Raw genomic sequence first — 25,624 nt, forward strand, 5'->3', positions numbered from 1 at the left:
AATTAGTGGTAAAATATTTAAGTGAATCCAGTATTTTTAAATCCGCTATTTGAGGGGGAGTTCATCATTGACAACGTTAAATAATAACGACACAACGTCCTTTCATTTACAATTACTTTCCACAATTATAGATCTGAATGCGTATCCATTTATTAACCTGATTATAGAAAATAATGTTACATATAAAGAGTTTAAGGAATTGTTTCATTTATTACAAACATTAGAAGCGCAATATAACATTCAAAAAGAAGAAGGGTTTTTGGATTTCACTTCTTTATTGGTACAATTTGCCGGCATGCTTACCGAGAAACTAGATCCCAACAGTACCATTTATGCATTAAAAAAAGAGGGATACTATCCTTCTTTACTAGCGGAATTCACAGTTATTATAGAGCGCGAAGAAAAAAGAATGAGAAGAGGATGAAATTTGGATCAGTCCGCTTCATCTATTCCCGTTTCCTTCATACTTCTAAATAACCTTTCTACAAGTATATGAAATTCTAAAATGTCATGCATACGCTCATACAGATTTGAGAGTTCTTCTGACGATTCTTCTTTCCTTTTCTGATCAATTAGATGTTTATTATTTTCCAGAGCATCTTTTTGGTGTTTGGTCGTATCAATCCATTTATTTATATAGGAGTTCATAAATGTTTTAAATAATTGATTATTAGCTTGATATAAATCCTTTCGAACCCCTTTTTTCCATACACGTGTAACAAGATTTAAATCTGATAAGGTGCGTACGCTTGTGCTCATGGAAGTTTTACTCTTACCCAAGGCCTCACTCATATCATCAAGTGTTAATGGTTCCTTTGAAAGATATAGATGAGCAAATAAACGTGCTTCCACGGGGCTTAAACCAAAATTCCCAACTGTTTTTGAAAATTCGATCATTAGATTATCTCTAATTTCTTCATTCTTAGGGATGCTCATATAAACCCTCCTAAAACATCGCTAAAATAAGGTTACACCAAATTCCATTATATTGAAAATTGATAGTTTGGTAGGAATTTTAAGGAATCTGGAGTAAATCGAAGGAATACCTATATAAATTCCGTACAGAATAAACTGTACAAAAATATATACAAAAACAACAGGATTTAATGGTTGTAATATAATTGCAATATGGTATATAGTATGAAGAGTGATTGAGACGAGGCAACTAAACGTAGCGTTTAATCCAATATAGTGTATTGGTGTTGTTTTATGGATTTATTCTAATAAAAAAGTCGCATGACTATTATCCTCGTTGTACAAGATTGCTAAAAAAGGGGGAAAATGGACATGGCAGGGTTCGGTGCTCTGTGGCTATGGGCAAACTCTAGTAAAGTTTGTTAATCAATTAAATGGATCATGCAGTATTTGTGAGAAACTAAAAACTATATAAAAGATTAACGGCATGCAAGTTTTCGTCGTTAAGAGAGGTGAAAAAATGAGTAAAATAAAGGTAGATCGATTAACGAAAGTTTTCGGCAGGCGCCCGAAACAAGCTGTCAAATACCTGGATGAAAACAAGGGTAAAGATGAAATTCTGGAGTTAACCGGAATGACAGTGGGTGTTAATCAAGCTACATTCGATGTTCAGGATGGCGAGGTCTTTGTGATCATGGGTCTATCCGGTAGTGGTAAATCCACACTAGTCCGCATGCTGAATCGATTGATTGAGCCAACTTCAGGTGATATTTGGTTCGATGGTGAAAACATAACAAAAATGAATAAGGAGCAACTGCGGCAAATGCGCAGGAAAAGAATGAGCATGGTGTTCCAAAACTTTGCTTTATTGCCGCACAAAACAATACTTCAGAATGCTGAATACGGCTTGGAAATTCAGAAAACAGACAAAGCTGAACGAGAAAAGAGAGCTAGTGAAGCGCTTGAACTAGTTGGTCTCGGTGGTTATTTGGATAAGTACCCAAATGAGCTTTCTGGAGGTATGCAGCAGCGGGTTGGTTTGGCAAGAGCTTTAGCTAATGACCCGGATATCCTTCTAATGGATGAAGCATTTAGTGCATTGGATCCATTGATACGCAAAGATATGCAGGATGAATTGATGGATTTGCAGCAATCCGTACACAAAACCATCATTTTTATTACACATGATCTGGATGAAGCACTTCGGATCGGAGACAGGATTGCGCTGATGAAAGATGGTGCGATTGTACAAATAGGTACAGCTGAAGAAATTTTAATGGATCCTGCTAATGATTACGTGGAGCGCTTCGTCGAGGACGTTAATCTTGCCAACGTATTCACAGCGAGTCATGTGATGAAGCGTGCCGAAACAGTGACCGTTGATCGGGGCCAAATGTTGCTCTTCGGTTAATGAAAGAAAATGGTGTATCCACGATTTATGTGGTTGACAAAAAACATAAATTACTTGGTTATGTAACGGCAGAGCAGGCTGCATCGGCATCCAAGGAAAGTAAAGGCCTTGAGGATATTGTAATAACTGATATTCCAACTGTACATCCGGACACATTGCTTGGGGATATATTTGAACCGATGGCAGATGATAAGGCACCATTATCCGTAGTGGATGATGAAGGTAGGTTGGTTGGAATTGTTGTTAGAGGAGCAATTATCGCCGCTCTTGCCGGTGATAATAAGGTATTGAACGGAAATGGGGGTGAAGAAGTACATGAATGATGCAGAAGGAACACTTTTCCCAAAACTTCCGTTGGCAGAATGGGTGGAATTGTTTGTTGACTTTTTAACGGACTCATTATCACCAGTATTTGATGCTATTTCTTCTGTAATTGGATTGATTACAGAGAATTTTGTGGTAGTGCTTGAGTTTGTTCCCCCTATTTTGCTGATTGTAATAATAGCACTTCTGGCATGGTGGGTTTCAAGTTGGAAACTCAGTTTGTTTGCACTTCTTGGTCTCGGTCTTATTAATAATCTTGGCTACTGGCCGGAAACGCTGGAGACCGTGTCATTGGTTATTGTCTCGGTTGTCGCATCAATGATCATCGGAATTCCAATTGGTATTTGGATGTCCCAGAAAAAAGCTGTGGAGACGGTGTTTACTCCGATTCTGGACTTTATGCAGACGATGCCTGCATTTGTTTATTTGATTCCAGCGGTTGTCTTCTTCAGCCTAGGGATGGTGCCTGGAGTTGTAGCTACGATTATATTCTCCATGCCGCCTACGGTAAGACTCACAAACCTTGGTATCCGACAAGTTGATGAGGAACTGATTGAGGCATCCAATGCATTTGGTTCCTCAACTGGTCAGAGGTTAGGTAAAGTACAAATACCACTTGCTATGTCAACCATCATGGCAGGGATTAACCAAACAATTATGCTTTCATTATCGATGGTTGTTATTGCCTCAATGGTTGGGGCTCCCGGTCTTGGTACAGTTGTATATAGAGCTGTAACACAGGTTGCAATTGGACCAGGCTTTGAAGGTGGTTTGTCTCTTGTTATCGTTGCGATGTTACTTGACCGTCTAACGCAAGGGGCAAATAAAAAGTAAGCATGTTTCCGGAATCTGTATCTTTATGGTGCAGATTCCGAACATATAAATAAATATTATATTAAAGGAGGTCAATTTCTTATGATTAAGAAATTTAGAGTGTTAGGCTTAGCTGTCGCGCTTGTGCTTGTTATGGTACTTGCAGCATGTGGCGGCGGAGATAGTGAAGAGGGAAGTGACAACGACTCCGGCGACAACGGCAGCGATGGCGGTGACGGCAATGGCGGCGTTGAACTTGGTGAATCAGATCTTGAGTTAACTTACGTTTCTTGGGCAGGTGCGTTGGTACGTACGCCTTTAATCCAAGAGCTATTGGAGGAAATTGGTTACGATGTTGAAGCCACACAAGTTGAAGGTGGTGCGATGTGGACCAGTGTTGCTCAGGATGATGCATCGTTTATGACGGCTTCATGGCTTCCAGTTACACATCAGGAGTATCAAGAGCAATATGATGATGACACGGAAGAGATCGGTGTATTCGTAGAGAAAGCACCACTGTCTATGACAGTTCCATCTTATATGGAAGATGTTAATTCGATTGAAGATCTTAAAGACAACGAAGAGCTAGGTGAAGCACTTGATTGGACGATTACAGGTATCGATCCTGGTGCTGGTGTTATGAATAGTACCGAGAATGCTCTAGAGGAATATGGATTGGACAACTGGGAACTTCAGTCAAGTTCTGAAGCAGGTATGCTATCTGAATTGCAGTCAAAAATTCAAAATGAAGAGCCAATTATTGTAACAGGCTGGAGACCACATTCGATGTTTTCAGAATTTGATCTAAAAATGCTTGAAGACCCTAAAGAAGTGTATGGTGGTGAAGGTGACCGAATCGGAGCTGTAGCACACACAAGCTTTGAAGAAGATTCACCGGCAGCATATGAATTCATTCAGCGTTTTACAGAAGACTATGACGAAGAAATGGAGACGGAGCTGCTTGTAGCTGTGAACGATGGAGCTACCGAAGAAGAAGCAGCAAGCCAATTCATTGAAGACAATCCTGACCTTGTTGAAAAATGGACAGAAGGTCTTGGCGAATAAAACATGAATGATTGAAAAAATAAAGCTGTCTCATCTTAAGATGAGGCAGCTTTATTACTGTCTTGATTCATGGAAGTAGGATACTTTAAAATCAGAACCTATTTGATAGAAGTGGATGCTTCCTGATTTTCTATTGCTTTTTAACCTTATCTTCAAGGTCTTTTAAACTTGTTTCGATCTGTTCAAGGTACTGATAGATGTTATCCTGATGAGGTTCTACTGTTTCCTTCCATTCTGTTACCGATTTTTTCATTTCCTTGGTAAGCTCTTTGATTAATACGGCTCCTTCTTTTGAAGTTTCGGTGATTTGGTTCCTTAGGCGCAGTCCGTCTTGCTTTAAGTTATTGATTAATGTTTTCATTTCTGTACCTTGCTCTCTAACCCGTCCGCGCAATTCACTACCGGATGTTGGGGTACTTAGCAAAGCAGCAGCGGCGCTTACTGCACCTCCAACCATAAATCCAAGTACAAATGATTTGCCTTTTGACATAAAAATATGCTCCCTTCACGCTACTTTTTATATCTATTTCTCTTTTTAGCTATGATCAAACATCTTTTTTGAAAAAAACCTCTGACATACGGTGTGCCAGAGGTTTTATAGATTTCCAGCTGCTTTTATTATACCAGATAGTTTCGTCAATAATAAGTACTAATTTTCAGATACAGGGATTTCAGGATTCAATTGTGTCTTTAATTTCCTTAGCCATTTGCTGCAAATCTTCTGATGAATAGTTGTCCGTATGCACGGTCCAATTGGATGAATAACCATCTCCATCTCCGTAACGCGGAATAACATGGATATGTAAATGGAATACGGATTGATCTGCAGGCTCTTCATTATTATTTAGTAAATTCATGCCAATTGGTTTATAAACGTCTTTAATGCCGCTGGCGATTTTGGGAACACGAGCAAATAATTCCCTGGCAACTTCCGGGGGAGTTTCATAAATATTTTTCGTGTGTGTTTTTGGAATTACGAGTGTATGCCCTTTCGTTACTTGGCTAATATCAAGGAAAGCATACACGAACTCATCTTCATACACTTTGGCTGAAGGGATTTCCCCATCAAGAATTTTACAAAAAATACAATCATTATGACTCATTAACGCTCACCACTCCTTCTTATTCTATATACTAATTGTATATAGAAAGGAGGTGGAATGTAAAGCTATACACTATTAAACAGGCATAACCCGCATATTGTGCGGGTCAGCCTGCCTTAAGAAGAAGGAGGATCGTAATATTTACGCTTCTGGACATTTCGTAAACAATACTGTTAAATTGCATTCGCTACTTAACTTTATTTGGTTTACAAAAACAGTTTTGTCAGCGTCTCAGCATGAATGGAGACTATCCTGGCAAAAGTGTTTTATATTATAGAAATGCCGATCACTAACACCTCATTTGTGGTTGACACGAATTACTTGCAGTGACTATCCTCGCTTCTTCAGTCCTTAGTTTGAACCGATTTTATTTTTTTATACGTACAGATTAAAAAATGTCGAAAAGAAGTGGACAGTTTCTTTTGGTATTGGGATGTAAAAGGTGATAAAATTTAGTATAAGTGATGAAAGCTGGGAGGAAACATTGTGGAACCATTGTTACATATTGAAAACCTCTACGGGGGATATACGCATAAAAATGTTTTACATGGCATTTCGTTTGATGTTTATCCAAAGGAAATTGTTGGGATGATTGGCTTGAACGGTGCCGGGAAGAGTACATCCATTAAACATGTTATTGGCTTGATGCACGCTAAAAAAGGAACGGTGGCGATTAATGGACAAACATTCACAGACAACCCCGCATCGTATCGAAATCAGCTGGCTTATATCCCGGAGATGCCGATATTGTACGATGAATTAACGCTTTATGAACATCTTCGCTTAACAGCAATGGCTTATGATATTGCTGAAAAAGATTTTGAAAAAAGATTGACGCCGCTCTTAAAGGAATTTCGAATGGAGAAAAAATTAAACTGGTTTCCTGTCCATTTTTCGAAAGGGATGCGGCAAAAGGTAATGATTATGTGCGCGTTTCTGATCGAGCCACCTTTATATATTGTGGATGAACCATTTGTTGGTTTAGATCCGTTGGGAATTCAATCGTACCTACAATTAATGGACGAGATGAAAAATAATGGATCCGGTGTATTGATGTCTACGCATATTTTAGCTACTGCAGAACGTTATTGCGATCGTTTTATTATTTTGCATGATGGCTTAATCCGAGCAAATGGAACATTGGAAGAGCTTCGGGAAGATTTCAATATGCCGCATGCTACGTTGGATGATTTATACGTGCAATTAACGAAGGAAGAAGATAGCCATGTTTAATTCTCAAGCATTTTTTAAACAGCGTCTTTCTGCGCATATGAAAGAATTGAGCCGTTATTTACGTTATATGTTAAATGGACATTTGATGATTGCACTATTTTTCTTTATTTCCGCCGTCGCTGTCTATTACCAGCAGTGGTTAGCACGTCTTCCGGAAGATTTCCCTACTTCGTTGATCATTGGTGTGCTGCTTGGCTTATTGGTAAGCTACAGTCCTGTTCGAACACTATTAAAGGAACCTGATCTGGTTTTTCTTATCGCTGCTGAAAATAAAATGCATGCTTATTTTCGTAATGCCCTTATATATAGTTTTGTGATTCAGCTATACGTCGTGTTGCTCCTTGTTGCTGCACTTGGGCCATTATATTTCGCTTCGTTTCCTGAGCGATCTGGAAATATGTATTTACTTATGATTGCTATTGTTCTTATCTTTAAAGTGGGGAACCTTATGGCAAATTGGTGGATGCTTAAAATAAGAGAACCAGGAATAAGGCAAATAGATCTGACGGTTCGTACATTGCTAAATATGACTGTATTCTACTTTATTACTCAGGGAGATATGCTGCTGGCAGGGATAACGACAGTATTATTTGCGGGATTATTTCTGTATGACTTTTATGTTTCCAGGAAGCAACCAGGAGTCGTTTGGGATCTATTAGTGGAAAAGGACCAACTTCGGATGCAGTCCTTTTATCGGATTGCCAATATGTTTGCGGATGTCCCTCATTTGAAGAATCGAATTAAAAAGCGACATTGGCTTGTATCTATCGTAAGCAGAATTCCTTTTGCACAAAGCTATACATTTGACTATTTATATCGTATTACGTTTGTACGCAGTGGGGATTATTTAGGGATGTACATTCGATTGTTTATCATCGGCGGGTTGTTTATTTATTTCATTCCTAATGTCTGGGTGCAAGTCTTGTTTGTACTGCTATTCTTGTATTTGAGTTGTTTCCAGATGATGACATTATATCAGCATCATCGGACCACGATGTGGCTTGATATTTACCCGGTAGGCAAAGATATTCGGCAACAGGCTTTGATTAAATTATTGTTTCAGCTAACGCTTTTTCAAACCGTATTATTTTCTTTGCTGTTCCTAATCATGCAGGAATATACCGGATTCATAATTGCCTTAATAAGTGGGACGGTGTTTACGTATCTTTTTATGAATGGATATGTGAAACGCAAACTTACGTAGAAAAGGGAAGCTCCAACGCTGGGGCTTCCTTTAGTATTAGTTTTATTTCCTTTGGTATGCAAAATAGGCCTGAATCAATGTTTTAGCGGCAATAGGTAGTGCGCGTTCGTCAATATCGAATTTCGGATGATGGTGCGGGTAAGGGTTGCCATCAAGATTTGCTCCAGTGAAAAAGTACGCTCCCGGTTTTTGTAAGGTGTAATAAGCGAAGTCTTCTCCCCCCATTACCGGAACCACTTCCTCGGCTTTATGAATTTCTTCCACTTCTTTGCTCGCTTCAAGTACTAGCTCTGCTTCATTTTTGTGATTTACTAATGGTGGATATCCTTTGACGTAATCAAAGGTATAAGAAGCATCATTCGTTACACATATTCCTTTGATTACTTTCTCCATTTCGGCAATGATTTTTTCCTGAATGTCTGGATTCAAGTACCGAACTGTACCGACTAATTTTGCCTGATCCGCTATAACATTGAAAGCATTGCCAGCTTCAAAAATTCCAACCGTTACAACGGCAGTTTCAAGTGGGTCTACGCGCCTACTCACAATTTGCTGGAGATGTGAGATCACATCAGATCCAAGAACAATCGCATCCTTTGTTTCATGTGGGTAGGCTCCATGCCCACCTTGACCTTGAATGACGATCTCAAACCGGTCAGCACCAGCCATGAAAACATCTTTAGATGTTTCCAAAACACCAAGAGGCGTTGTTGCCCAGAGATGTGTACCAAAAACAGCGTCGACGTGATCAATCGCACCAGAATCGACAATCGGTTTCGCTCCACCTGGTGCATATTCTTCTGCATGCTGATGCAGGAATTCAATTGTACCCGGCAGCTCTTCCTGGTATTCTTTCATTACCTTTGCAAGTGTAAGCAATGTAGCTGTATGCCCATCATGCCCACATGCATGCATTACGCCATCCACTTTTGATTTGTACGGTACATCTTTTTCATCTTGGATGGGAAGGGCGTCAAAGTCAGCTCGCAGCGCGACTGTTTTTCCGGGTTTTCCTCCTTTCAATGTTGCAATTATCCCATTGCCACCAACCTTTGTTTGATAAGGTATCCCTAACTTTTCATAAAAGGTTGCAATATAATTTGCGGTTTCGGTCTCTTGAAAGGAAAGTTCCGGGTGTTGATGTAAGTATCGTCTTATTTCCACCATTTCAGGGTATAAATTATCAATGGATTCATGTATGTTTTTAAGCAATGATGGTCCTCCTTTTGTTAATTGATGATGAAGCTAGTATAACACTTTTGATGGAAATGGGGGACCAAAAATAAAAAGATGCCCCGGATGGGACATCTATGACAAATTTTATTAAGATAGTCTAGGATCATCTAACAAGCGTTCAATTTCTTCTTTGTGATTGGTTTCATCAGCAATGATATCTTCCAGTTTTACAACTAGCTCTGTAAAACCTAATTCATCTGCTTGTTTTCTACGTTTTTCATATCGGTCAATTGTATCTGATTCTGCTTGAAGGGATGCTTCTAAAAGATCCTTCACTTCCGTTGGCCGTGGCACTTCAGCAGAAGCTGTTGTCGGTGTGCCACCAAGTGCGCTAATTTTTTCGGATAAATATAAAGCATGTCCCATCTCATCTGAGATTTCTGATTCGAAAAACGGCTTTAGTGCAGAACGGTATAAGCCTGAAACGACAGAGGCACTATACGTATACTGAATTGCAGCTCCATATTCATGTGCCAAATCCTCATTTAATCCATCAATTAAATTTTGCAAGCTTTTATCCATTTTAAGTACTTCGTTACTCATCATAATCCCCGCCTTTTTAAATTTTTTGTTTCATATACTACTTTTACATTTACTATTTTCCCCTTATATTTTTTTTCAAACATAATTTAAGCTATTATTTATATAGAGAGGGGCCAGATGATATGAAAAATAAGTGGGTACTTTTTATTTTTTGCCTGTTCGTATTGATGCTCTTTGTCGTAGGAGGATGGATAGGAAGGATCCTTAGTGGAGATGTTCCATATGTGGATCGGTGGACATATGGTCTTGTGGCGGGTCTGGAAGATTCCTGGATATATACCTTTTCTCGAGTCATGACTGAATTTGGTTCTTGGTCCTTTCTGCTGCCATTTACGATTATAATGGCTCTTATTTTGTGGCGGGTTTTTAAGGACTGGTTTCCAGCGTTGATTTTCAGTGGGGGAACCCTGATGAGCCATTTGTTAAATTTACTAATAAAGGAAATGGTTAAAAGAGAAAGACCGAGTATTCTGGAAGCAGCTAATGCAGAAGGGTATAGCTTTCCGTCGGGACACGCGATGATAGCAATGGTTTGTTATGGTTTATTGTCCTATTTTCTTGTGAAACAGTTAGCCTCATCCAGAGCTGTATTCGTTACACAATTTTGTTTTGCGTTTGTTGTTTTTCTCATTGGCATCAGTCGTTATCTCATTAACGTGCATTATGTAACAGATGTTGTTTCCGGTTTTTTTATTGGCTTTCTTTGTTTGATAGGATTCATTTACCTGTATGAATGTATTCAGAAGCAGCGCAGGTAAAAAATTCAAGAAATAGTCACAGTAGCCTATTTTTTTAAGCAAGGTTTTTGTTTTATTTCCGTAATATTTGTATACTATGAGGGTAATCGATAAGAGAGGATTTGTTTGTAGATGGGGAAAATGACCAAAAAGGGAGAAAACCTGTTATTACTGATGTGGGTACAAGCATTTATTGCTCTTTCAGGTAGTTTGTTTTATTCAGAGGTGATGGGATATATTCCGTGTGAACTTTGTTGGGTACAACGAATTTTCATGTATCCGTTAGTTATTATATATGGCGTAGCAGCGATTAAAAAGGACATTTCCATTGCTTTACCAGGTTTGATTTTAAGTGGGATCGGTATGTTTGTTTCCGCTTATCACTATTTGATTCAAAAGTTACCCGCATTGCAAGAAGCAGGGGACGCTTGTGGCCTTGTACCATGTAATGCAGCATATGTGAACTACTTTGGTTTTATTACGATTCCGTTCTTAGCCGGACTCGCATTTATTATTATTTTTGTATTACATCTTATGCTTCTAAAAACAACAAGGGGGAATTAATGTATGAAGAAGAAATTGTTTATCTTTGGTGGCATCATCATCGTATTATTTGTTGCGTTATACTTTGTCACGAGTTACCAGAATAATCAAACGGTCGAAAATGTGGATAATCCGTATGGAACAACTGATTTAGAACAGGGAACCATTGATCAGTTAGATGATCCAAATTATGACAACCAGGTTTTGCCTGACGAACTAAGTGAGACGATGGACAATGGAGAAGAAGTTACGGTTTATTTTTACAGCCCGGATTGCTCCTATTGTCAACAAACAACTCCTTACTTGGCTCCACTAGCTGAAGATATGGACGTGGATATGAAAAAATTCAACTTGTTGGAATTTGGTCAAGAAGGGATGGAATACGGTATTGAATCAACACCAACGTTAGTACATTATGAAAGTGGAGAAGAGGTTGCACGTTTAGTAGGTCAGCATCCTGAAGAGGAGTACGAATCATTTTTCGATCAATATGTTTTGAATTAAAAGGCTGTGACACAAAAGATATAAAACAGCGACGTAATGACAATTCTCTTTCAGGTAAAGTTTGTTGTTCTAATGATAGTTGAGTGCTTGGATACCGCTAAATTGTTCATAATCACTATTAAAAATTTCAAACCGCCTCTCCAGTTCGGGCGAGCGCAGGGTGGTGACTCCTGCGGGAATAGCACGTGTCTGAAGACCCCGCAGAGCGGTTTTCTCGAGGAGGCTGAAGCCGTGCCCTAAGGATGCGCATCCACCCGGAGCGATCCCGAACGGCGATTATAGGAAATACTTGTAGCACTTGCGTCTCATTTTATATCACATAAGATTTAAAAGAAACAATCCTTATGAAAAGAACCTTAAATAAAAAAGCTAACTAGGCAGCTAGTTAGCTTTTAGCTATTGATCCTCATCTTCCTCCGGCTCATGCATATGGTAAGTTGTGATAAACGGTTTGTTCGGGAAATATGCGGGTGGTTTGCTGGCTTGTCCCTGATGGGCTTTTTTAAATGCTTCGGAGTTTTTCCAGTTCTCAAAGTCTTTTTCGGACTTCCATTGTGTTAGCACAACATACGTATTCCCTTTCATAGGTCGCAAAAAGCGAAAGGCTTGAAATCCGGGCATCTTATCGGCGACATTTTGTCGGTTTTTAAAGCGGTCTTCAAAGATAGCTTTTCCGTCATCTGTTACAGGAATATTATTCATGACGACATACCCTTTTTCTTCCATGTAGCCACTGCCAATGATGATTTCATATGCTTTTCCCGATGAAAAAATGTTCTTGGATTCATCTTCATAATAAGCTAGTGTTCCTTCCTTGCTATTCATGAAGTAAATGTGAATTTCCTCATGTTTAGCTGCGATTTTTTGCAGGAAATCAACCGTCCCAATTGTCATAAATGCTTTCATATTCCATTCCCCTCTCAACATTGAATTAAATTCATCGTACCTCATAGAGGGATACATGATCAACTTGCAACCTGTGAAGATGTGTGACTTTCGAACTGTAGAAAATTGTCGTATAATGGGTGTGTTAATGTGCAGAGGTGAACAAATGGATAATGAATACAGGAGATTTGAAGGACCAAAACGATCTGATAAACATAAAAAGCATAAAGCTTTCGAGAATAAGAAACGGCGCCTACCCTGTAGACTTAAAATCTTTCTGATTACAATTGGAATTATATTAATCCTAGGATTGACCGGATATGGTACGATTTTAGTTGGTGGAGAATGGATTGTCGATGAGGAAGATTTAGTGCTGGACGCGACGACTGTGATTGAAACAACCGATGGAGAAGTTATCAGCAAATTATATGATGAAAATCGTACTCCCGTCTCGTTGGAAAAGATACCGGAACATGTTCAACATGCATTTACTTCTATTGAGGATAGGCGGTTTTATGATCATGGAGGGATTGATTTTAGATCCGTATTCCGTGCCGTTTTCCAGAACATTTTAGCGATGAATAAGGTAGAAGGTGCTAGTACAATAACACAGCAAGTTGCCAAGAATTTATTTTTAACGAATGACAAAACATGGGCGCGTAAAACGAAGGAAGTCATGGCTGCGTTAAATCTGGAACGTAAATATTCAAAAGATCAAATATTAGAATTGTACTTGAATGATATGTACTTTGGGGAAGGTATTTATGGAGTGGAAACAGCTTCCAATTACTTTTTCTCCAAACCCGTTGATGATTTAAGTGTTGCGGAAGGGGCGCTTTTGGCCGGGCTTGCGAAGGCGCCGAATGGCTACTCCCCCATCAACCATGCGGAAAAAGCATTAGACAGAAGAAATGTTGTGCTAAATGCCATGGAAGAAACAGGTGCTATTTCAACGGATAAACGGGTTCAAGAGCAAGAAAAACCCTTAGACCTGGATGTTGAGGAAAGAGAATCGAATCCATGGGTGGATAGCTATGTTGACCTTGCCATGAAGGAAGCTGCTGATAAACATGAATTATCCGTTAATGAACTAAAACGTGGGGGGTACCGGGTCATTGTAAATATGGATGAAGGTGCACAGCAAACTGCCTATGAACAATTTCAGAATGAGGATTACTTTCCAGGAAATACGGAAGGAACTCAAGGTGCCTTTGTTATGATGGAACAGGAAACCGGCAAAATTATCTCAGCTATTGGTGGCAGAGATTATCAGATAGGCGATTTGAATCGGACAACAGTGACAAGACAACCGGGTTCTACGATGAAGCCTATCGCAGTATATGGTCCGGCGATGACGCAAGAATACACGCCATTTACACTTATACCTGATAGACAAATGGACTATGATGATTATACAGTCACAAATGTCGATGATCAATACGAGGATATGGTAACGATGTATGATGCTTTGCGAACATCCAAAAACACTTCTGCGGTATGGTTGCTTGATCAAATAGGCGTAGACTATTCCAAAGAGTATCTTGCGCAATTGGGCATCAACTTAGAGGATGATGGTTTATCGATTGCATTAGGAGGATTAAGTGAAGGTCTAACTCCCATTGAACTCATGGAAAGCTATGGTATGTTTGCTCGTCACGGATCCATGATTGAATCATCTACGATTGACCGTATTTATGATCGGGATGATGAGATGATTGTTGAATCCAGTCCAAGTTCGCATGAAGTATTTAGTCCCCAGGTAGCGTGGAACATGACAGAGATGCTATTGGATACCGTAGAAAGTGGCACGGCAAAACATGGTGACTACAACAAGGCACTTGCAGGGAAAACCGGATCAACACAGCATGCTTTTGTAGAAGGAGAGACCAATGATGCTTGGTTTGTAGGTTATACACCTGAGTATACGACTGCATTATGGATGGGATATGATGAGGCGAGTGAAGATCAATATTTAACAGGTGGAAGTGAGTATCCGACAAGGCTGACAAAAGCTATATTAAGGGAAATGGATAATCAGGAAGCACTGACAGAAAGTTTTGCGAAACCTGATGATGTAGATGCACTTCCGGAGCCCATCGAGTTACCTCAAATAACAAATGTGAATGCCGATTATTCATTTGGAAACGGATCTCCTGGGTCTTCTTTGCTTCAAGGGAAATTAACGTGGGAGGGATCAACTGATGATCGCGTCGTTTACCGTGTTTATCGCAAGCAGGAAGGGATAGATAAGCGAGTGGGAGAAGTAGAAGGACAGACTGAATTTGAAATAGATACATTTGAACTTTTCGGTTCCAATACGTATTACGTTGTTCCCTACGACCCATTAACCAAATTGGAAGGGGAGCGGTCAAGTACCGTGAGCTTGCCTTGATAATTTAAACAAATTCATGACAAATATGTGCCATTACTGTACAGTCATTATATAAATGGATATAGTAAGTAAGGGAGTTAAGTAAGAAAAAGGATGAATGATGAGATGGGTAAAAGCATAAACAACACACTGATTAAGGCGTACAAGGGGGAAACCGTCGATTATACGCCTGCATGGTTCATGCGTCAGGCTGGAAGATCACAGCCGGAGTATCGCGAACTAAAACAAAAATATTCCTTATTTGAAATCACACATCAGCCTGAACTGTGCGCATATGTGACGCGTCTGCCTGTTGAGAATTACGGGGTTGATGGAGCAATTCTTTATAAAGATATTATGTCACCATTGCCTGCACTCGGTGTAGATGTCGAAATCAAGTCAGGAATCGGCCCAGTTATTCATAATCCGATTACCGAATATCAGGATGTTGAAAAACTAGGCATGATTAATCCAAGATCGGATGTTCCCTATGTGCTTGATACGATTAAGCTTTTAACAGAGGAACAGTTGGATGTACCTTTAATTGGTTTCAGCGGTGCTCCCTTTACGCTTGCAAGCTATATGATAGAAGGCGGATCGTCCAAAGATTATAGAAAAACGAAGGCCTTCATGTATCGCCATACGGATGCGTGGTTTGCGTTAATGGATAAACTGGCAGACATGACGATAACGTATGTAGAAGCACAAGTTGAAGCCGGAGCAAAGGCCATTCAGGTTTTTGATTCGTGGGTAGGCGCATTAAATGCCGCTGACTACCGTGTGTTTATAAAACCGGTTATGACAAGAATCTTTTCTGAATTACAGAAGTTGGATGTTCCATTGATCCTATTCGGGGTAGGAGCACGCCATTTATTGCTGGAATGGAACGATTTGCCTGTCGATGTGATCGGCCTGGATTGGCGCACAACGATTACGGAAGCACGTGAAATGGGTGTGACAAAGACTCTCCAAGGTAATTTGGACCCAGCTTTGTTGTTGACAAATTGGGAAACAATCGAGAAACGAACAAAGGTAATTTTGGATGACAGTATGAAAGATGGGAACCATATATTTAACTTAGGGCATGGCGTAACACCGGATGTCCATCCAGAAACATTGAAAAAGTTGACTAAACTAATTCATACGTATTCTAAAAGATAATATTCATGAAGAGGTGCTGAAAATGGGAAGAAAAAAAATAGGATTATTAGTAATGGCGTATGGAACGCCATATAAGGAAGCGGATATTGAACGTTATTATACACATATCCGTCATGGCAGAAAACCTGATGAAGATGCATTGCAGGATTTGAAAGATCGCTATAAAGCAATAGGTGGTATCTCACCATTAGCCAGAATTACCGAACAACAGGCAAAAGCAATCGAAGAAAATCTTAATGCCAAACAGGATGAATACGAATTTAAAGCATACATTGGTCTAAAGCATATTGAACCCTTCATTGAAGATGCAGTAGAAGAAATGGCGAAAGATGGAGTTGAGCAAGCTGTTTCGATTGTATTAGCACCGCATTATTCTACATTCAGTGTAAAGGCGTATAATCAACGTGCGAATGACGAAGCTGAAAAACATGGTGTCACACTCACTTCTGTGGAGAGCTGGTATAATGCACCAGGATTTATTGACTATTGGGCAATGCAAATTGATCGGGTTTATCGGCAAATCCCTGCAGATGAGAAGGAAAAAGCTGTATTAGTTGTTTCTGCACATAGTTTACCGGAGAAAATCTTGCAAGATGGAGATCCATATCCCAAACAGCTGGCTGAAACTGCGAGATTAATTGTTGAAAAAACCGCTATTAAAAATTATGAAATCGGATGGCAAAGCGAAGGTAACACGCCTGATCCATGGCTTGGACCGGATGTGCAGGACTTAACGCGTGATCTTTACGAACAAAAAGGATATCGCTCATTTATTTATGCTCCTGTTGGCTTTATTGCAGATCATTTGGAAGTTTTATATGATAATGATTATGAATGTAAAGTTGTCTGTGATGAATTGGGGGCAAATTATTATCGACCTGAAATGCCAAATGTACATCCGCAATTTATCGATACACTAGCTGATGTTGTTTTAAAAAAAGCAACGAGTGATGCGTGATGAAATATAAAAATATTGTTATTGTAGGTGGCGGTATTACAGGATTAACTGCAGCTTACTATTTACAAAAAGAGATAAAAGAACAAAGACTGCCATATAAAGTGAGAGTAGTGGAAGCAAGCCATCGACTAGGTGGAAAAATCAAAACGATGAAACGGGATGGCTTTACTATTGAACAGGGTCCTGATTCATTACTGGCAAGAAAACAACCTGTAGTAAAGCTTGTTGATGAGTTAGGGCTCCAGGATCAAGTTATTCGAAATGCCACCGGTCAATCTTATATTTTAGTGAAAAATAAATTGCATCAAATACCAAAGGGAACATTTATGGGAATCCCGAAAAATATACGTCCGTTGTTGTCTTCCAATTTAATTTCCGCTAAAGGGAAGCGAAAAGCGTTAATGGACTTAATTTTACCAAGAGGAAAAGAAACAGCTGACCAATCTCTTGGTACTTTCTTCCGACGTCGTTTCGGAAATGAATTGCTAGTCAATCAAATTGATCCGCTATTATCCGGAATTCATTCCGGTGATATTGATGAACTGAGCCTGAAGGCAACTTATCCTATTTTTCATCAACTAGAGCAAGAATACGGCAGTGTGTTGAAAGGTTTAAAGAAAACAATGCCAGAGCCAGCTAAAAGCAAGGAAAAAAATCCGACTGGTGCCTTTTTCTCGTTTGAAAATGGTCTTGAAACGTTAATTGATAGCCTTGCTGAGAATTTGGATGAAGGAACTGTAACGGTGAATCATGCAGTAGACCATGTGGAGAAAAAGGATTATGGCTACCATCTTTTACTAAGCAATGGAGAAGTGGAAAAAGCAGATGCTGTTATCATGGCTACCCCGCATTTCACGGTACCACAAATGTTTAGTCAATATGATTTCTTTAAACCGCTCGAATCCATGCCGGCAACGTCAACAGCAAATGTTGTTCTAGCTTTTGACCAATCAGCGATTAAAAAAGACATTGACGGGACAGGTTTTCTTGTATCCAGAAGCAGCGATTATCGAATTACCGCATGTACATGGACACATAAAAAATGGCCGACAACGACGCCGGATGGAAAAGTGTTATTGCGTTGTTATGTAGGCAGACCTAATGATCAGTCTGTTGTAGATATGTCTGATGCAGAACTGACCGAAATGGTCTTGAAGGATTTAAGGAAGACAATGAAAATAAAATCCGTTCCGGAATTCAGTGTGATTACACGCTGGAAAGATGCAAGACCACAATATACAGTAGGGCATTTGGAACGAATTACAGCAATTCGTAATCAGACAAGAACCCATTTGCCTGGTGTGATTTTAACCGGAAGTTCTTATGATGGTGTTGGGATTCCGGATTGTATTGATCAAGGTGAAAAGAGTGCTCGTGAAGTGGTAGAATTTTTGCAAAGGTAAATAAGACTGGCTCCAACTAAAGTTGACTTGGTTGGAGTCATTTTTTTATACAGGTAAGAAAGTATAAAATACTTTCTTACCTGTATAAGTGCACACTTGATTCTGAAGCAACATCGCCCGAATATACAAGAACATCACCCGAATGAACACAGCTGCTAAGACGAAATAAAGAATGGCCAGAAGTCTTTCCGGCCATTCAATACATCATCTATTCATAACTTTTTTCCAATTCATCAACAAGCGAACCAACGAAGGCGACAGCTTCTTTAATGGCGTCAGGTTTTGACATATCGACACCTGCTTGTTTGATAAGATCAAGTGGTTTTTTCGTACCGCCAGTTTTGAGTACATCAAGCCAACGATCGACTGCTGGTTGCCCTTCTGTTTGTATTTTACGGGAAACCGCAGTAGATACGGTCAAACCTGCAGAATACGTATATGGATATAGCCCCATATAATAATGCGGCTGACGCATCCACGTAAGACCTGCACCTTCGTCTAATGTGACCGTATCCCCCCAGAAGTTTTCCAGTGTTTCATATTTTTGTTGTGATAGAACCGTTGCAGTGAGTGGGGTATCCGCTTCTGCTAAATTATAGATTCGTCGTTGGAATTCACCTTCCAGTAAATGGGTAACGAAATTATGGTAGTACGTGCCGAGCAGTTGTGTGATAACCCAGCGTTTCATCCGTTTGTCATCGGTTTTGGCGAGTAAATGATTTGCTAACAGCATTTCGTTCATGGTTGATGGTGCTTCCACAAAATAAGTCGATGGACGCGTATTCACGAGTGATTGATTTTGACCCGCAAGATAGAAATGTCCTGCATGCCCTAATTCATGTGCTAGGACAAAAGCGCCACGCATGGTATCTGTCCATGTTATTAGAATATACGGATGAACACCATATGGGCTTGAGCAAAATGCGCCGGTTGATTTACCTACATTATCAGCGAAATCCACCCAACGATCTTGGATTGCTTTCTTCATTATTTCCACATATTCAGGGCCCATTACCTCGAGTGCTTCCAAAATCGTGGATGTGGCTTCCTCGTACGTCGTTTCCGGGTTAAAGTCGGGATCCAGGGGTGCTTTTAAATCGCTGAAATGTAGCTTATCCAGGCCAAGCTTTTCCTGTTTTAATTTTGCATAACGGCGCATATGCGGAGCCAATTCCTGTTGTATAACATCCAGTTGATTGTGATACATATCTTTGGTTACCTGTTGCGGTTGCAGGAGCATATCTGTTACAGATTCATAGGAACGCAAGCGTGCCATCGTAACTTGTTTTTTTACTTCTGTTGCATAGGTTGCAGCAAACGTATTTTGATACTGCTTTAATGTTTTGATAAATGAATCATATGCATTACGCCGTGCCTTTGTATCTGCAGTGAATTCATAGCGATCTTCATATAACGCAGCTGACATTGGGAGTTTAGCTCCATCTTCACCAGTAATTGAATCGAATTCCATATCAGAGGATTTGCTACGCTCGTAAATCATGTATGGAGCATTATGTACTTCACTAAGTGCTGCTAATGTTTCCTCGAGTTCAGGCGTAAGCGTATAAGGCCTTTTCTCCGCTATGTCCTGCAATGCTTTTTGATAAGTTTGCAACTTAGGTTCGTCCTGTAAAAATTTATCCATTGTTTCATTTGAAAGATGTAATAGTTCGGATTGCACAAAGGATAGTTTGGTTTGAATCGTTGCAAGTGCTGAAGATACTTTTGCCGAATCACGTTGATTGTCAGGATTCGTCCCATCAGCACTAGACTTTAAAGAAGCATAGGTTGCTACTCTGGTAATCCTTTCTTCGAGTTGCTCTTGGGCTGTGAGACCATTTAATAAGTTCGCGGCACTTGCACCCAATTGTCCTTTAAATTGTGTTACATTACTGACATCCTCCTGGACTTTGGCTAATTCGTGCTCCCATGCCTCATCAGACGTAAATAAATCGGTTAAGTCCCATTTTTGTTCTTCAGGAACCTCGTCGCGGCTCCATCTTTTCGTTGAAGTAGTTGTCATTTTCGTTCCCCCTCCACGATTATTTCGATGCTCTAAATAATTGTAATATAAAAACAATAGAAAAACAAAAAGAATGATACAAGTTTTCTGTTTTATTTGCGAGGGAAGAAAGTAGGGGAACCGTTCCCAAGTTTCCCGAACGATTCCCCTGTTTGTTGATAGGAAGTATCATGTTATAGTACAGTGAATAGGAAAAGACTCATTACCGTGCTGGGTGATCACAATCGTCACATAGGTTGATATAACAATCAGCTTTTTCGTGAATGTCATGGCCGCAATGTGCACATTTTTTACGAGGCAGGTTTCTAAAAAATTCAACAACGTTAATCATGGATATCCCCTTTGACTTGTTAAAAACATTGTACTATAACAGTATTAATCTAGTCAACAGTGTGTTACAACAAATTTAAAAAATGGAGTGATTTTTCGATGAAATTAACTGTAATTGGGTGCTGGGGTGGTTATCCTGCCCCAAATGGCGCAACATCTGCGTATTTAATTGAAAAAGATAATTTTGCGTTGCTGGTCGATGCAGGAAGTGCTGCTTTGTCCAAATTACAAACATACAAACAGGTCTCCGATATCGATGCAGTTCTCCTATCTCATTATCATCATGACCATGTTGCAGATATCGGTGTATTGCAATATGCCAAACGCGTACAATCTTACACGTTGGGGAATAAGGAAATATTGCCGATCTATGGCCATACGGATGATAAACAAGGTTTTGCTAAACTAACAGATGATTACACCAAAGGAATGGTTTATGATCCAAACACATCCCTGGAGTTAGGACCGTTTTCGATTACCTTTTTGCATACGGATCATCCCGTTGCCTGTTACGGCATGCGGATTACCGATGGAAAGAGCACGCTTGTTTATACTGCAGATACCAGCTTTAAAGAGGAATGGATTGATTTTGCCAAGGGAGCGGACTTGCTTATTACGGATTGCAATTTTTATGCGGAGCAGGATGGTTCGCAGGCGGGTCATATGACGAGTCGAGAGGGTGGTATGATTGCTGAAAGAGCGAGTGCAGGCGAATTGATGTTAAGCCATTTGCCGCAGTATGGAGAAAGGTCGCAGTTAGTAGGGGAAGCAAAGCAGAATTTTAAGGGTGTTGTTCATTTGGCGGAAGAAGGATTTCGGTGGGGATAGTTTTACAATAATAAATACAAAAAGTAATTTAGCTGTAATAGGAAAGATATTTTTAATGAGATTATGGTCCATAAGTATTACAATGGATGCAGCATACATTATTAAAAGAGGATATGAAAACTAAAAACAGGGTTTATTCAATTAAATATGAAATAACAGATATACACCAGAAAATGCAAATACAAGGGGAATAAATAATGATTACATCAGAAGAGATAAAAGGAAGACTTTGGGATGGTGCAAATAGATTAAGAGGATCAATGGATGCAAGTCGTTATAAAGACTATATGTTAGGTTTAATGTTCTATAAATTCCTAAGTGATAAAACGTTAGAGGCTTTTAAAGTAACGAGTGGTGAGCAAACAGATGACGAAACGGAATTGGTTGAATCATATCGGGAAGCCTATAAAGAATACGGAGAAGATTTAGTAATAATGATTCGTGATGTGTTAGGTTACTATGTGCTGCCCGATTATTTATATCAAACATGGTTGCAGGATATTCAAACGGGAGATTTTGAAGTACAAAAGGTAACAGATAGTTTAAATAACTTCGAACGAACAGTTGCAATCTCAAATGACTCTGATGATTTCAAGGGATTATTTGCTAATTCTACACTTGATTTGACTGATACGGCTTTAGGGAGCAATTTAAATGAACGTAGTAAAAATATAAAGGCCCTCATTTTACTTTTTGTCGATTTAGATATGGTTGCTTTACAAAAAGGTGATGTTTTAGGTGACGCATATGAATACTTAATTGGACAATTTGCAATGGAGTCAGGAAAAAAAGCTGGAGAGTTCTACACGCCACGTCAAGTAAGTGAAGTGATGGCACGAATTGTAGCGGAAACATCAAGCATCAAGTCCATTTATGACCCAACGGTTGGTTCAGGCTCGTTATTATTAACAGTTGGAAAGCATCTAACAGAAGAAGCACAAAAAAATATTCATTATTATGGCCAGGAAAAAAACACAGCGACCTATAACCTAACACGTATGAACTTACTTTTACATGGAGTACGCCCTGAGAATATGACTGTTAAAAATGGGGATACATTAGGACAGGATTGGCCGGAAGATCCACAGCGGCCAAATGAAGGGGTACTGTTTGATTCGGTGGTAATGAATCCACCATATTCCGCTAAAAATTGGAATAATGAAGAGCTAAAAGTAAGTGACCCACGGTTTGAAGTTGCAGGTGTCATCCCGCCTGATTCAAAAGGAGATTATGCATTCCTGTTACATGGATTGTTTCACCTGGGTCAAAATGGAACAATGGCAATCGTTCTGCCACATGGTGTGTTGTTTAGAGGTGGGACAGAAGGTGAGATACGGAAACGGTTATTAGAGAAGAACTATATCGATACGATTATCGGCTTGCCTGATAAAATGTTTACCAATACAGGCATCCCAGTTACAGTTATCATTTTGAAGAAGAATCGTGAGCTTGGTGCGCCTGTTTTAATGATTGATGCTTCTAAAAGCTTTATTAAAGTAGGAAAACAAAACGTCTTACAAGAAAAAGATATTGCGAAGATTGTCGATATATATACAGAACGTAAATCCGAAAAAGGATATAGCTATTTAGCAGAACAAAAGGATATAATTGAAAATGAATATAACTTAAACATTCCCCGTTATATTAACTCGGTTGAAGATGATATTGCACAGAATGTAGATGCACATCTATATGGTGGGATTCCACGTGCTGACATTGAACAATTAAACGTGTTACAGCAAACAGTACCGAATCTTTTGGAGCAATCACTAGAGGAGATTCGTCCCGGCTATGTTACGTTAACAAAAACAATTGATGAACTGATGAAGGTAGTTTTACAAGATGACCGTGTCGAGAAAAAGGCGGAAGAAATGAAAGCAAGTATAAAGGAATATACGGATGGATATTGGGAAGTGCTTAAAAATATCACAGATCTAAGTGATATACCGGATGTAAAAGAACGTATGTTAACGGATATTAAAAATACTCTATCATTGTTTAATCATGTCAATACGTATGATGGTTATCAAGTTATTGCAGAAATTTGGGAGGAGATGTTAATAGAAGATACAGAGAAGATTGCAAACAGTGATTTTTATACAGTTGGTCGTAAACGTGAACCGAATATGGTGACAAAAGGTTCAGGCAAAACGAAACGTAACGAACAAGATGGTTGGGTCGGTATGATTGTTCCGAATGACTTAATTAAAAATCATTTGTATGCAGATGATTTGGCTCAAATCGAATCGAAGAGGGAACGGTTACAAGAATTTGAATCACAATTGGCAGAATTAGTTGAAGCTACAAAAGTGGAAGAGAGCGAAGAAGAATTTGCGTTAAGTGATGCACTCAATGCAAATGAAGATGGATTTACGGCTAGTGGAGTAAAGGCAGAATTAAAAGCGACAAAAAAGGACTCATCAGCTTATGCGTTATTAAAAACAGTAGAAAACATGATAAGTGAAAAGTCAAAGTTAGATAAAGATGTGAAAGCATCGGAAAAGGAACTAAAAGTGCAGACAGAAGACCGTATTTTAGCCTTAACAGATGAGGAAATTGATTTTCTTGTGTATGAAAAGTGGTTCGGGAACGTGACGGAAAAAATGATTCGTTTGATTGAAGCCCCATTAAAAAATGAGATTCAAGCGGTTGAAATGTTACAAGAACGCTATACAAATACATTAACGTCAATCGAAGAAGAAAGTGAACAATTAGAAAATGATTTTGAAGAAATGATGCAACAATTGGTGGTGACTGACTAATGGAGCAAAGGAAATTAGTACCGAGGAGAAGGTTTGCAGGGTTTGTGGATGAGTGGAGTGAACGGAAGTTAGAAAAGACTCTTGATTTAATCAAAGATGGAACTCATGGCACACATAAAAATGTTGAGAATGGCGTTTTCCTTTTAAGTGCGAAGAATATAAAAAATGGGAAAATACATATAGATGATTCTGATAGAAAAATTTCTGAAGTTGAATACGAAGCCATTCATAAAACATTTGAACTTAAAATAGGTGACGTTTTATTAACCATTGTTGGCTCTATTGGGGAAAGTGCAATTATTCATGATGCAGTCGGCTTTACATTTCAACGTAGTGTTGCTTACCTTAGGCCAAATGAAAAAATTGTTTCAGAGTTCTTATATGCAATCATTAACACTAGTGAATTTCAGAAGGAATTAAAAAATAAACAAGTAAACTCAGCGCAATCTGGGATTTATTTAGGAGATTTGTCAGAAATACCGATTTTTTTTCCATGTATTGAAGAACAACAAAGAATTGGTAGTTTTTTCAAGCAACTAGACGAGATGATTGGAACCCAACAACGTAAAGTAGAGAAAGTAAAAGCGTTAAAATCTGCTTATCTTGCTGAAATGTTTCCTGCTGAAGGTGAATGTGTGCCGAAAAGACGATTTGCAGGGTTTACGGGGGCGTGGGAAGAACGATATTTATTTGATAACATAAAAAGAATTATTGATTTTCGAGGAAGAACCCCAAAAAAACTAGGTTTAAAATGGAGTGATATAGGATATCTTGCTTTATCTGCATTGAATGTTAAAAATGGCTATATTGATTTTAAAGCTGATGCTTATTATGGTAATCAAGATTTATATGATAAATGGATGCTAGGAAGTGAATTAAAAAAGGGGCAGGTTTTATTTACGACAGAGGCACCTATGGGAAATGTGGCACAAGTACCTGATAATAGGGGCTATATATTAAGTCAACGGACAATAGCCTTTGTTGTTATTCCCGAAAAGATTACTGACGATTTTCTTGCTGTACTTTTGCATTCACCTAGAACGTTTGCAAAACTATCTATATTGTCCAGTGGTGGAACAGCTAAAGGGGTGAGTCAAAAATCATTAGAACAATTTAAAGTTGCTGTACCAGTAAATTTAAAGGAGCAACAAAAAATCGGCAAGTTTTTCAAACAACTAGACGATAAAATCACCAATGCTGAACGAAAATTAGAAAAGCTAAAAGCGATGAAACAAGCGTTTTTACATGAGATGTTTGTATAGATGGGAGTGA

At 39.1% G+C, this 25,624-nt stretch carries 23 protein-coding genes and 1 pseudogene; 16 read left to right on the forward strand and 8 right to left on the reverse strand.

Going from position 1 to position 25,624, the window contains the following annotated elements; all coding sequences use genetic code 11:
- Positions 1–67 precede the first annotated feature (67 nt).
- Positions 68–424: a DUF1878 family protein gene (locus KFZ56_RS08225; RefSeq protein ID WP_222641446.1), complete on the forward strand. Its 357-nt coding sequence runs from the start codon at positions 68–70 to the stop codon at positions 422–424.
- An 8-nt stretch (positions 425–432) separates the two neighbouring features.
- On the opposite strand, the gene KFZ56_RS08230 is transcribed toward KFZ56_RS08225, so the two are convergent.
- Positions 433–936: a GbsR/MarR family transcriptional regulator gene (locus tag KFZ56_RS08230; RefSeq protein WP_222641447.1), complete on the reverse strand. Its 504-nt coding sequence runs from the start codon at positions 934–936 to the stop codon at positions 433–435.
- A 499-nt stretch (positions 937–1,435) separates the two neighbouring features.
- Here KFZ56_RS08230 and KFZ56_RS08235 point away from each other — a divergent pair.
- From KFZ56_RS08235 to KFZ56_RS08245, 3 genes and pseudogenes are all read left to right on the forward strand, one after another.
- Positions 1,436–2,649, forward strand: a pseudogene (locus KFZ56_RS08235) (quaternary amine ABC transporter ATP-binding protein).
- Positions 2,642–3,484 carry an ABC transporter permease gene (locus tag KFZ56_RS08240; protein WP_222641448.1) on the forward strand — a complete coding sequence of 281 codons (843 nt, stop codon included), beginning with the start codon at positions 2,642–2,644 and terminating at the stop codon, positions 3,482–3,484. The pseudogene KFZ56_RS08235 and the gene KFZ56_RS08240 overlap by 8 nt, the downstream one beginning before the upstream one ends.
- Positions 3,485–3,565: 81 nt before the next feature.
- Positions 3,566–4,528, forward strand: a complete 963-nt coding sequence (locus tag KFZ56_RS08245) for a glycine betaine ABC transporter substrate-binding protein (protein ID WP_222641449.1) — start codon at positions 3,566–3,568, stop codon at positions 4,526–4,528.
- A gap of 130 nt (positions 4,529–4,658) precedes the next feature.
- Here KFZ56_RS08245 and KFZ56_RS08250 read toward each other — a convergent pair whose 3' ends face one another.
- Positions 4,659–5,018: a YtxH domain-containing protein gene (locus KFZ56_RS08250; protein ID WP_222641450.1), complete on the reverse strand. Its 360-nt coding sequence runs from the start codon at positions 5,016–5,018 to the stop codon at positions 4,659–4,661.
- A 181-nt stretch (positions 5,019–5,199) separates the two neighbouring features.
- Positions 5,200–5,631, reverse strand: coding sequence for an HIT family protein (locus tag KFZ56_RS08255; protein ID WP_222641452.1), 432 nt, complete (start codon positions 5,629–5,631; stop codon positions 5,200–5,202).
- 486 nt (positions 5,632–6,117) lie between these two features.
- On the opposite strand from KFZ56_RS08255, the gene KFZ56_RS08260 reads away from it, so the two are divergent.
- Positions 6,118–6,864: an ABC transporter ATP-binding protein gene (locus tag KFZ56_RS08260; RefSeq protein WP_222641454.1), complete on the forward strand. Its 747-nt coding sequence runs from the start codon at positions 6,118–6,120 to the stop codon at positions 6,862–6,864.
- The gene (locus KFZ56_RS08265) at positions 6,857–8,068 is read left to right on the forward strand and encodes an ABC transporter permease (protein ID WP_222641455.1); all 1,212 of its coding nucleotides are present in this window, start codon (positions 6,857–6,859) and stop codon (positions 8,066–8,068) included. Before KFZ56_RS08260 ends, KFZ56_RS08265 begins: the two co-directional genes overlap by 8 nt.
- Before the next feature lie 42 nt (positions 8,069–8,110).
- Here KFZ56_RS08265 and KFZ56_RS08270 read toward each other — a convergent pair whose 3' ends face one another.
- Together KFZ56_RS08270 and KFZ56_RS08275 are read right to left on the reverse strand one after the other, a co-directional pair.
- Positions 8,111–9,280 carry a M20 metallopeptidase family protein gene (locus tag KFZ56_RS08270; protein WP_304956680.1) on the reverse strand — a complete coding sequence of 390 codons (1,170 nt, stop codon included), beginning with the start codon at positions 9,278–9,280 and terminating at the stop codon, positions 8,111–8,113.
- A gap of 111 nt (positions 9,281–9,391) precedes the next feature.
- Positions 9,392–9,826 (reverse strand): ferritin-like domain-containing protein, encoded by a 435-nt coding sequence (locus KFZ56_RS08275; protein WP_222643945.1) that lies wholly within the window; start codon positions 9,824–9,826, stop codon positions 9,392–9,394.
- 143 nt (positions 9,827–9,969) lie between these two features.
- Here KFZ56_RS08275 and KFZ56_RS08280 point away from each other — a divergent pair, with 143 nt between their 5' ends.
- The 3 genes from KFZ56_RS08280 to KFZ56_RS08290 all read left to right on the forward strand — a co-directional run bounded on the left by KFZ56_RS08280 (position 9,970) and on the right by KFZ56_RS08290 (position 11,631).
- Positions 9,970–10,605 carry a phosphatase PAP2 family protein gene (locus KFZ56_RS08280; RefSeq protein ID WP_222641456.1) on the forward strand — a complete coding sequence of 212 codons (636 nt, stop codon included), beginning with the start codon at positions 9,970–9,972 and terminating at the stop codon, positions 10,603–10,605.
- A gap of 111 nt (positions 10,606–10,716) precedes the next feature.
- The gene (locus KFZ56_RS08285) at positions 10,717–11,148 is read left to right on the forward strand and encodes a disulfide oxidoreductase (RefSeq protein WP_222641457.1); all 432 of its coding nucleotides are present in this window, start codon (positions 10,717–10,719) and stop codon (positions 11,146–11,148) included.
- Positions 11,149–11,151: 3 nt separating this feature from the next.
- On the forward strand, positions 11,152–11,631 hold the full coding sequence (locus tag KFZ56_RS08290; RefSeq protein WP_222641458.1) for a thioredoxin family protein: 480 nt from the start codon (positions 11,152–11,154) through the stop codon (positions 11,629–11,631).
- A 396-nt stretch (positions 11,632–12,027) separates the two neighbouring features.
- Here KFZ56_RS08290 and KFZ56_RS08295 read toward each other — a convergent pair whose 3' ends face one another.
- A complete protein-coding gene (locus KFZ56_RS08295) occupies positions 12,028–12,537 on the reverse strand; it encodes an antibiotic biosynthesis monooxygenase family protein (protein WP_222641459.1) in 510 nt (169 codons plus the stop codon).
- Between the two features lie 145 nt (positions 12,538–12,682).
- On the opposite strand from KFZ56_RS08295, the gene KFZ56_RS08300 reads away from it, so the two are divergent.
- The 4 genes from KFZ56_RS08300 to hemY all read left to right on the forward strand — a co-directional run bounded on the left by KFZ56_RS08300 (position 12,683) and on the right by hemY (position 18,409).
- Complete coding sequence (locus tag KFZ56_RS08300) at positions 12,683–14,908, forward strand: transglycosylase domain-containing protein (protein ID WP_222641460.1); 2,226 nt, start codon at positions 12,683–12,685, stop codon at positions 14,906–14,908.
- A 105-nt stretch (positions 14,909–15,013) separates the two neighbouring features.
- Positions 15,014–16,048 carry a uroporphyrinogen decarboxylase gene (gene hemE / locus KFZ56_RS08305; RefSeq protein ID WP_222641462.1) on the forward strand — a complete coding sequence of 345 codons (1,035 nt, stop codon included), beginning with the start codon at positions 15,014–15,016 and terminating at the stop codon, positions 16,046–16,048.
- A 22-nt stretch (positions 16,049–16,070) separates the two neighbouring features.
- Positions 16,071–17,006 (forward strand): ferrochelatase, encoded by a 936-nt coding sequence (gene hemH / locus KFZ56_RS08310; protein WP_222641463.1) that lies wholly within the window; start codon positions 16,071–16,073, stop codon positions 17,004–17,006.
- Positions 17,006–18,409: a protoporphyrinogen oxidase gene (gene hemY / locus KFZ56_RS08315; RefSeq protein WP_222641465.1), complete on the forward strand. Its 1,404-nt coding sequence runs from the start codon at positions 17,006–17,008 to the stop codon at positions 18,407–18,409. The genes hemH and hemY overlap by 1 nt, the downstream gene beginning before the upstream one ends.
- Positions 18,410–18,617: 208 nt before the next feature.
- On the opposite strand, the gene pepF is transcribed toward hemY, so the two are convergent.
- Together pepF and yhfH are read right to left on the reverse strand one after the other, a co-directional pair.
- On the reverse strand, positions 18,618–20,432 hold the full coding sequence (gene pepF, locus KFZ56_RS08320) for an oligoendopeptidase F (RefSeq protein WP_222641467.1): 1,815 nt from the start codon (positions 20,430–20,432) through the stop codon (positions 18,618–18,620).
- A 202-nt stretch (positions 20,433–20,634) separates the two neighbouring features.
- Complete coding sequence (gene yhfH, locus KFZ56_RS08325) at positions 20,635–20,763, reverse strand: protein YhfH (protein WP_222641468.1); 129 nt, start codon at positions 20,761–20,763, stop codon at positions 20,635–20,637.
- A 98-nt stretch (positions 20,764–20,861) separates the two neighbouring features.
- Between yhfH and KFZ56_RS08330 the strand changes: the two genes are divergently transcribed.
- The 3 genes from KFZ56_RS08330 to KFZ56_RS08340 all read left to right on the forward strand — a co-directional run bounded on the left by KFZ56_RS08330 (position 20,862) and on the right by KFZ56_RS08340 (position 25,614).
- Positions 20,862–21,590: an MBL fold metallo-hydrolase gene (locus KFZ56_RS08330; RefSeq protein WP_222641469.1), complete on the forward strand. Its 729-nt coding sequence runs from the start codon at positions 20,862–20,864 to the stop codon at positions 21,588–21,590.
- A gap of 197 nt (positions 21,591–21,787) precedes the next feature.
- Complete coding sequence (locus KFZ56_RS08335) at positions 21,788–24,352, forward strand: type I restriction-modification system subunit M (protein WP_222641470.1); 2,565 nt, start codon at positions 21,788–21,790, stop codon at positions 24,350–24,352.
- Positions 24,352–25,614, forward strand: a complete 1,263-nt coding sequence (locus KFZ56_RS08340) for a restriction endonuclease subunit S (RefSeq protein ID WP_222641471.1) — start codon at positions 24,352–24,354, stop codon at positions 25,612–25,614. The genes KFZ56_RS08335 and KFZ56_RS08340 overlap by 1 nt, the downstream gene beginning before the upstream one ends.
- Positions 25,615–25,624: the final 10 nt, after the last annotated feature.

Source organism: Virgibacillus sp. NKC19-3 (assembly GCF_019837165.1).
GTDB lineage: Bacteria > Bacillota > Bacilli > Bacillales > Amphibacillaceae > Virgibacillus_L > Virgibacillus_L saliphilus.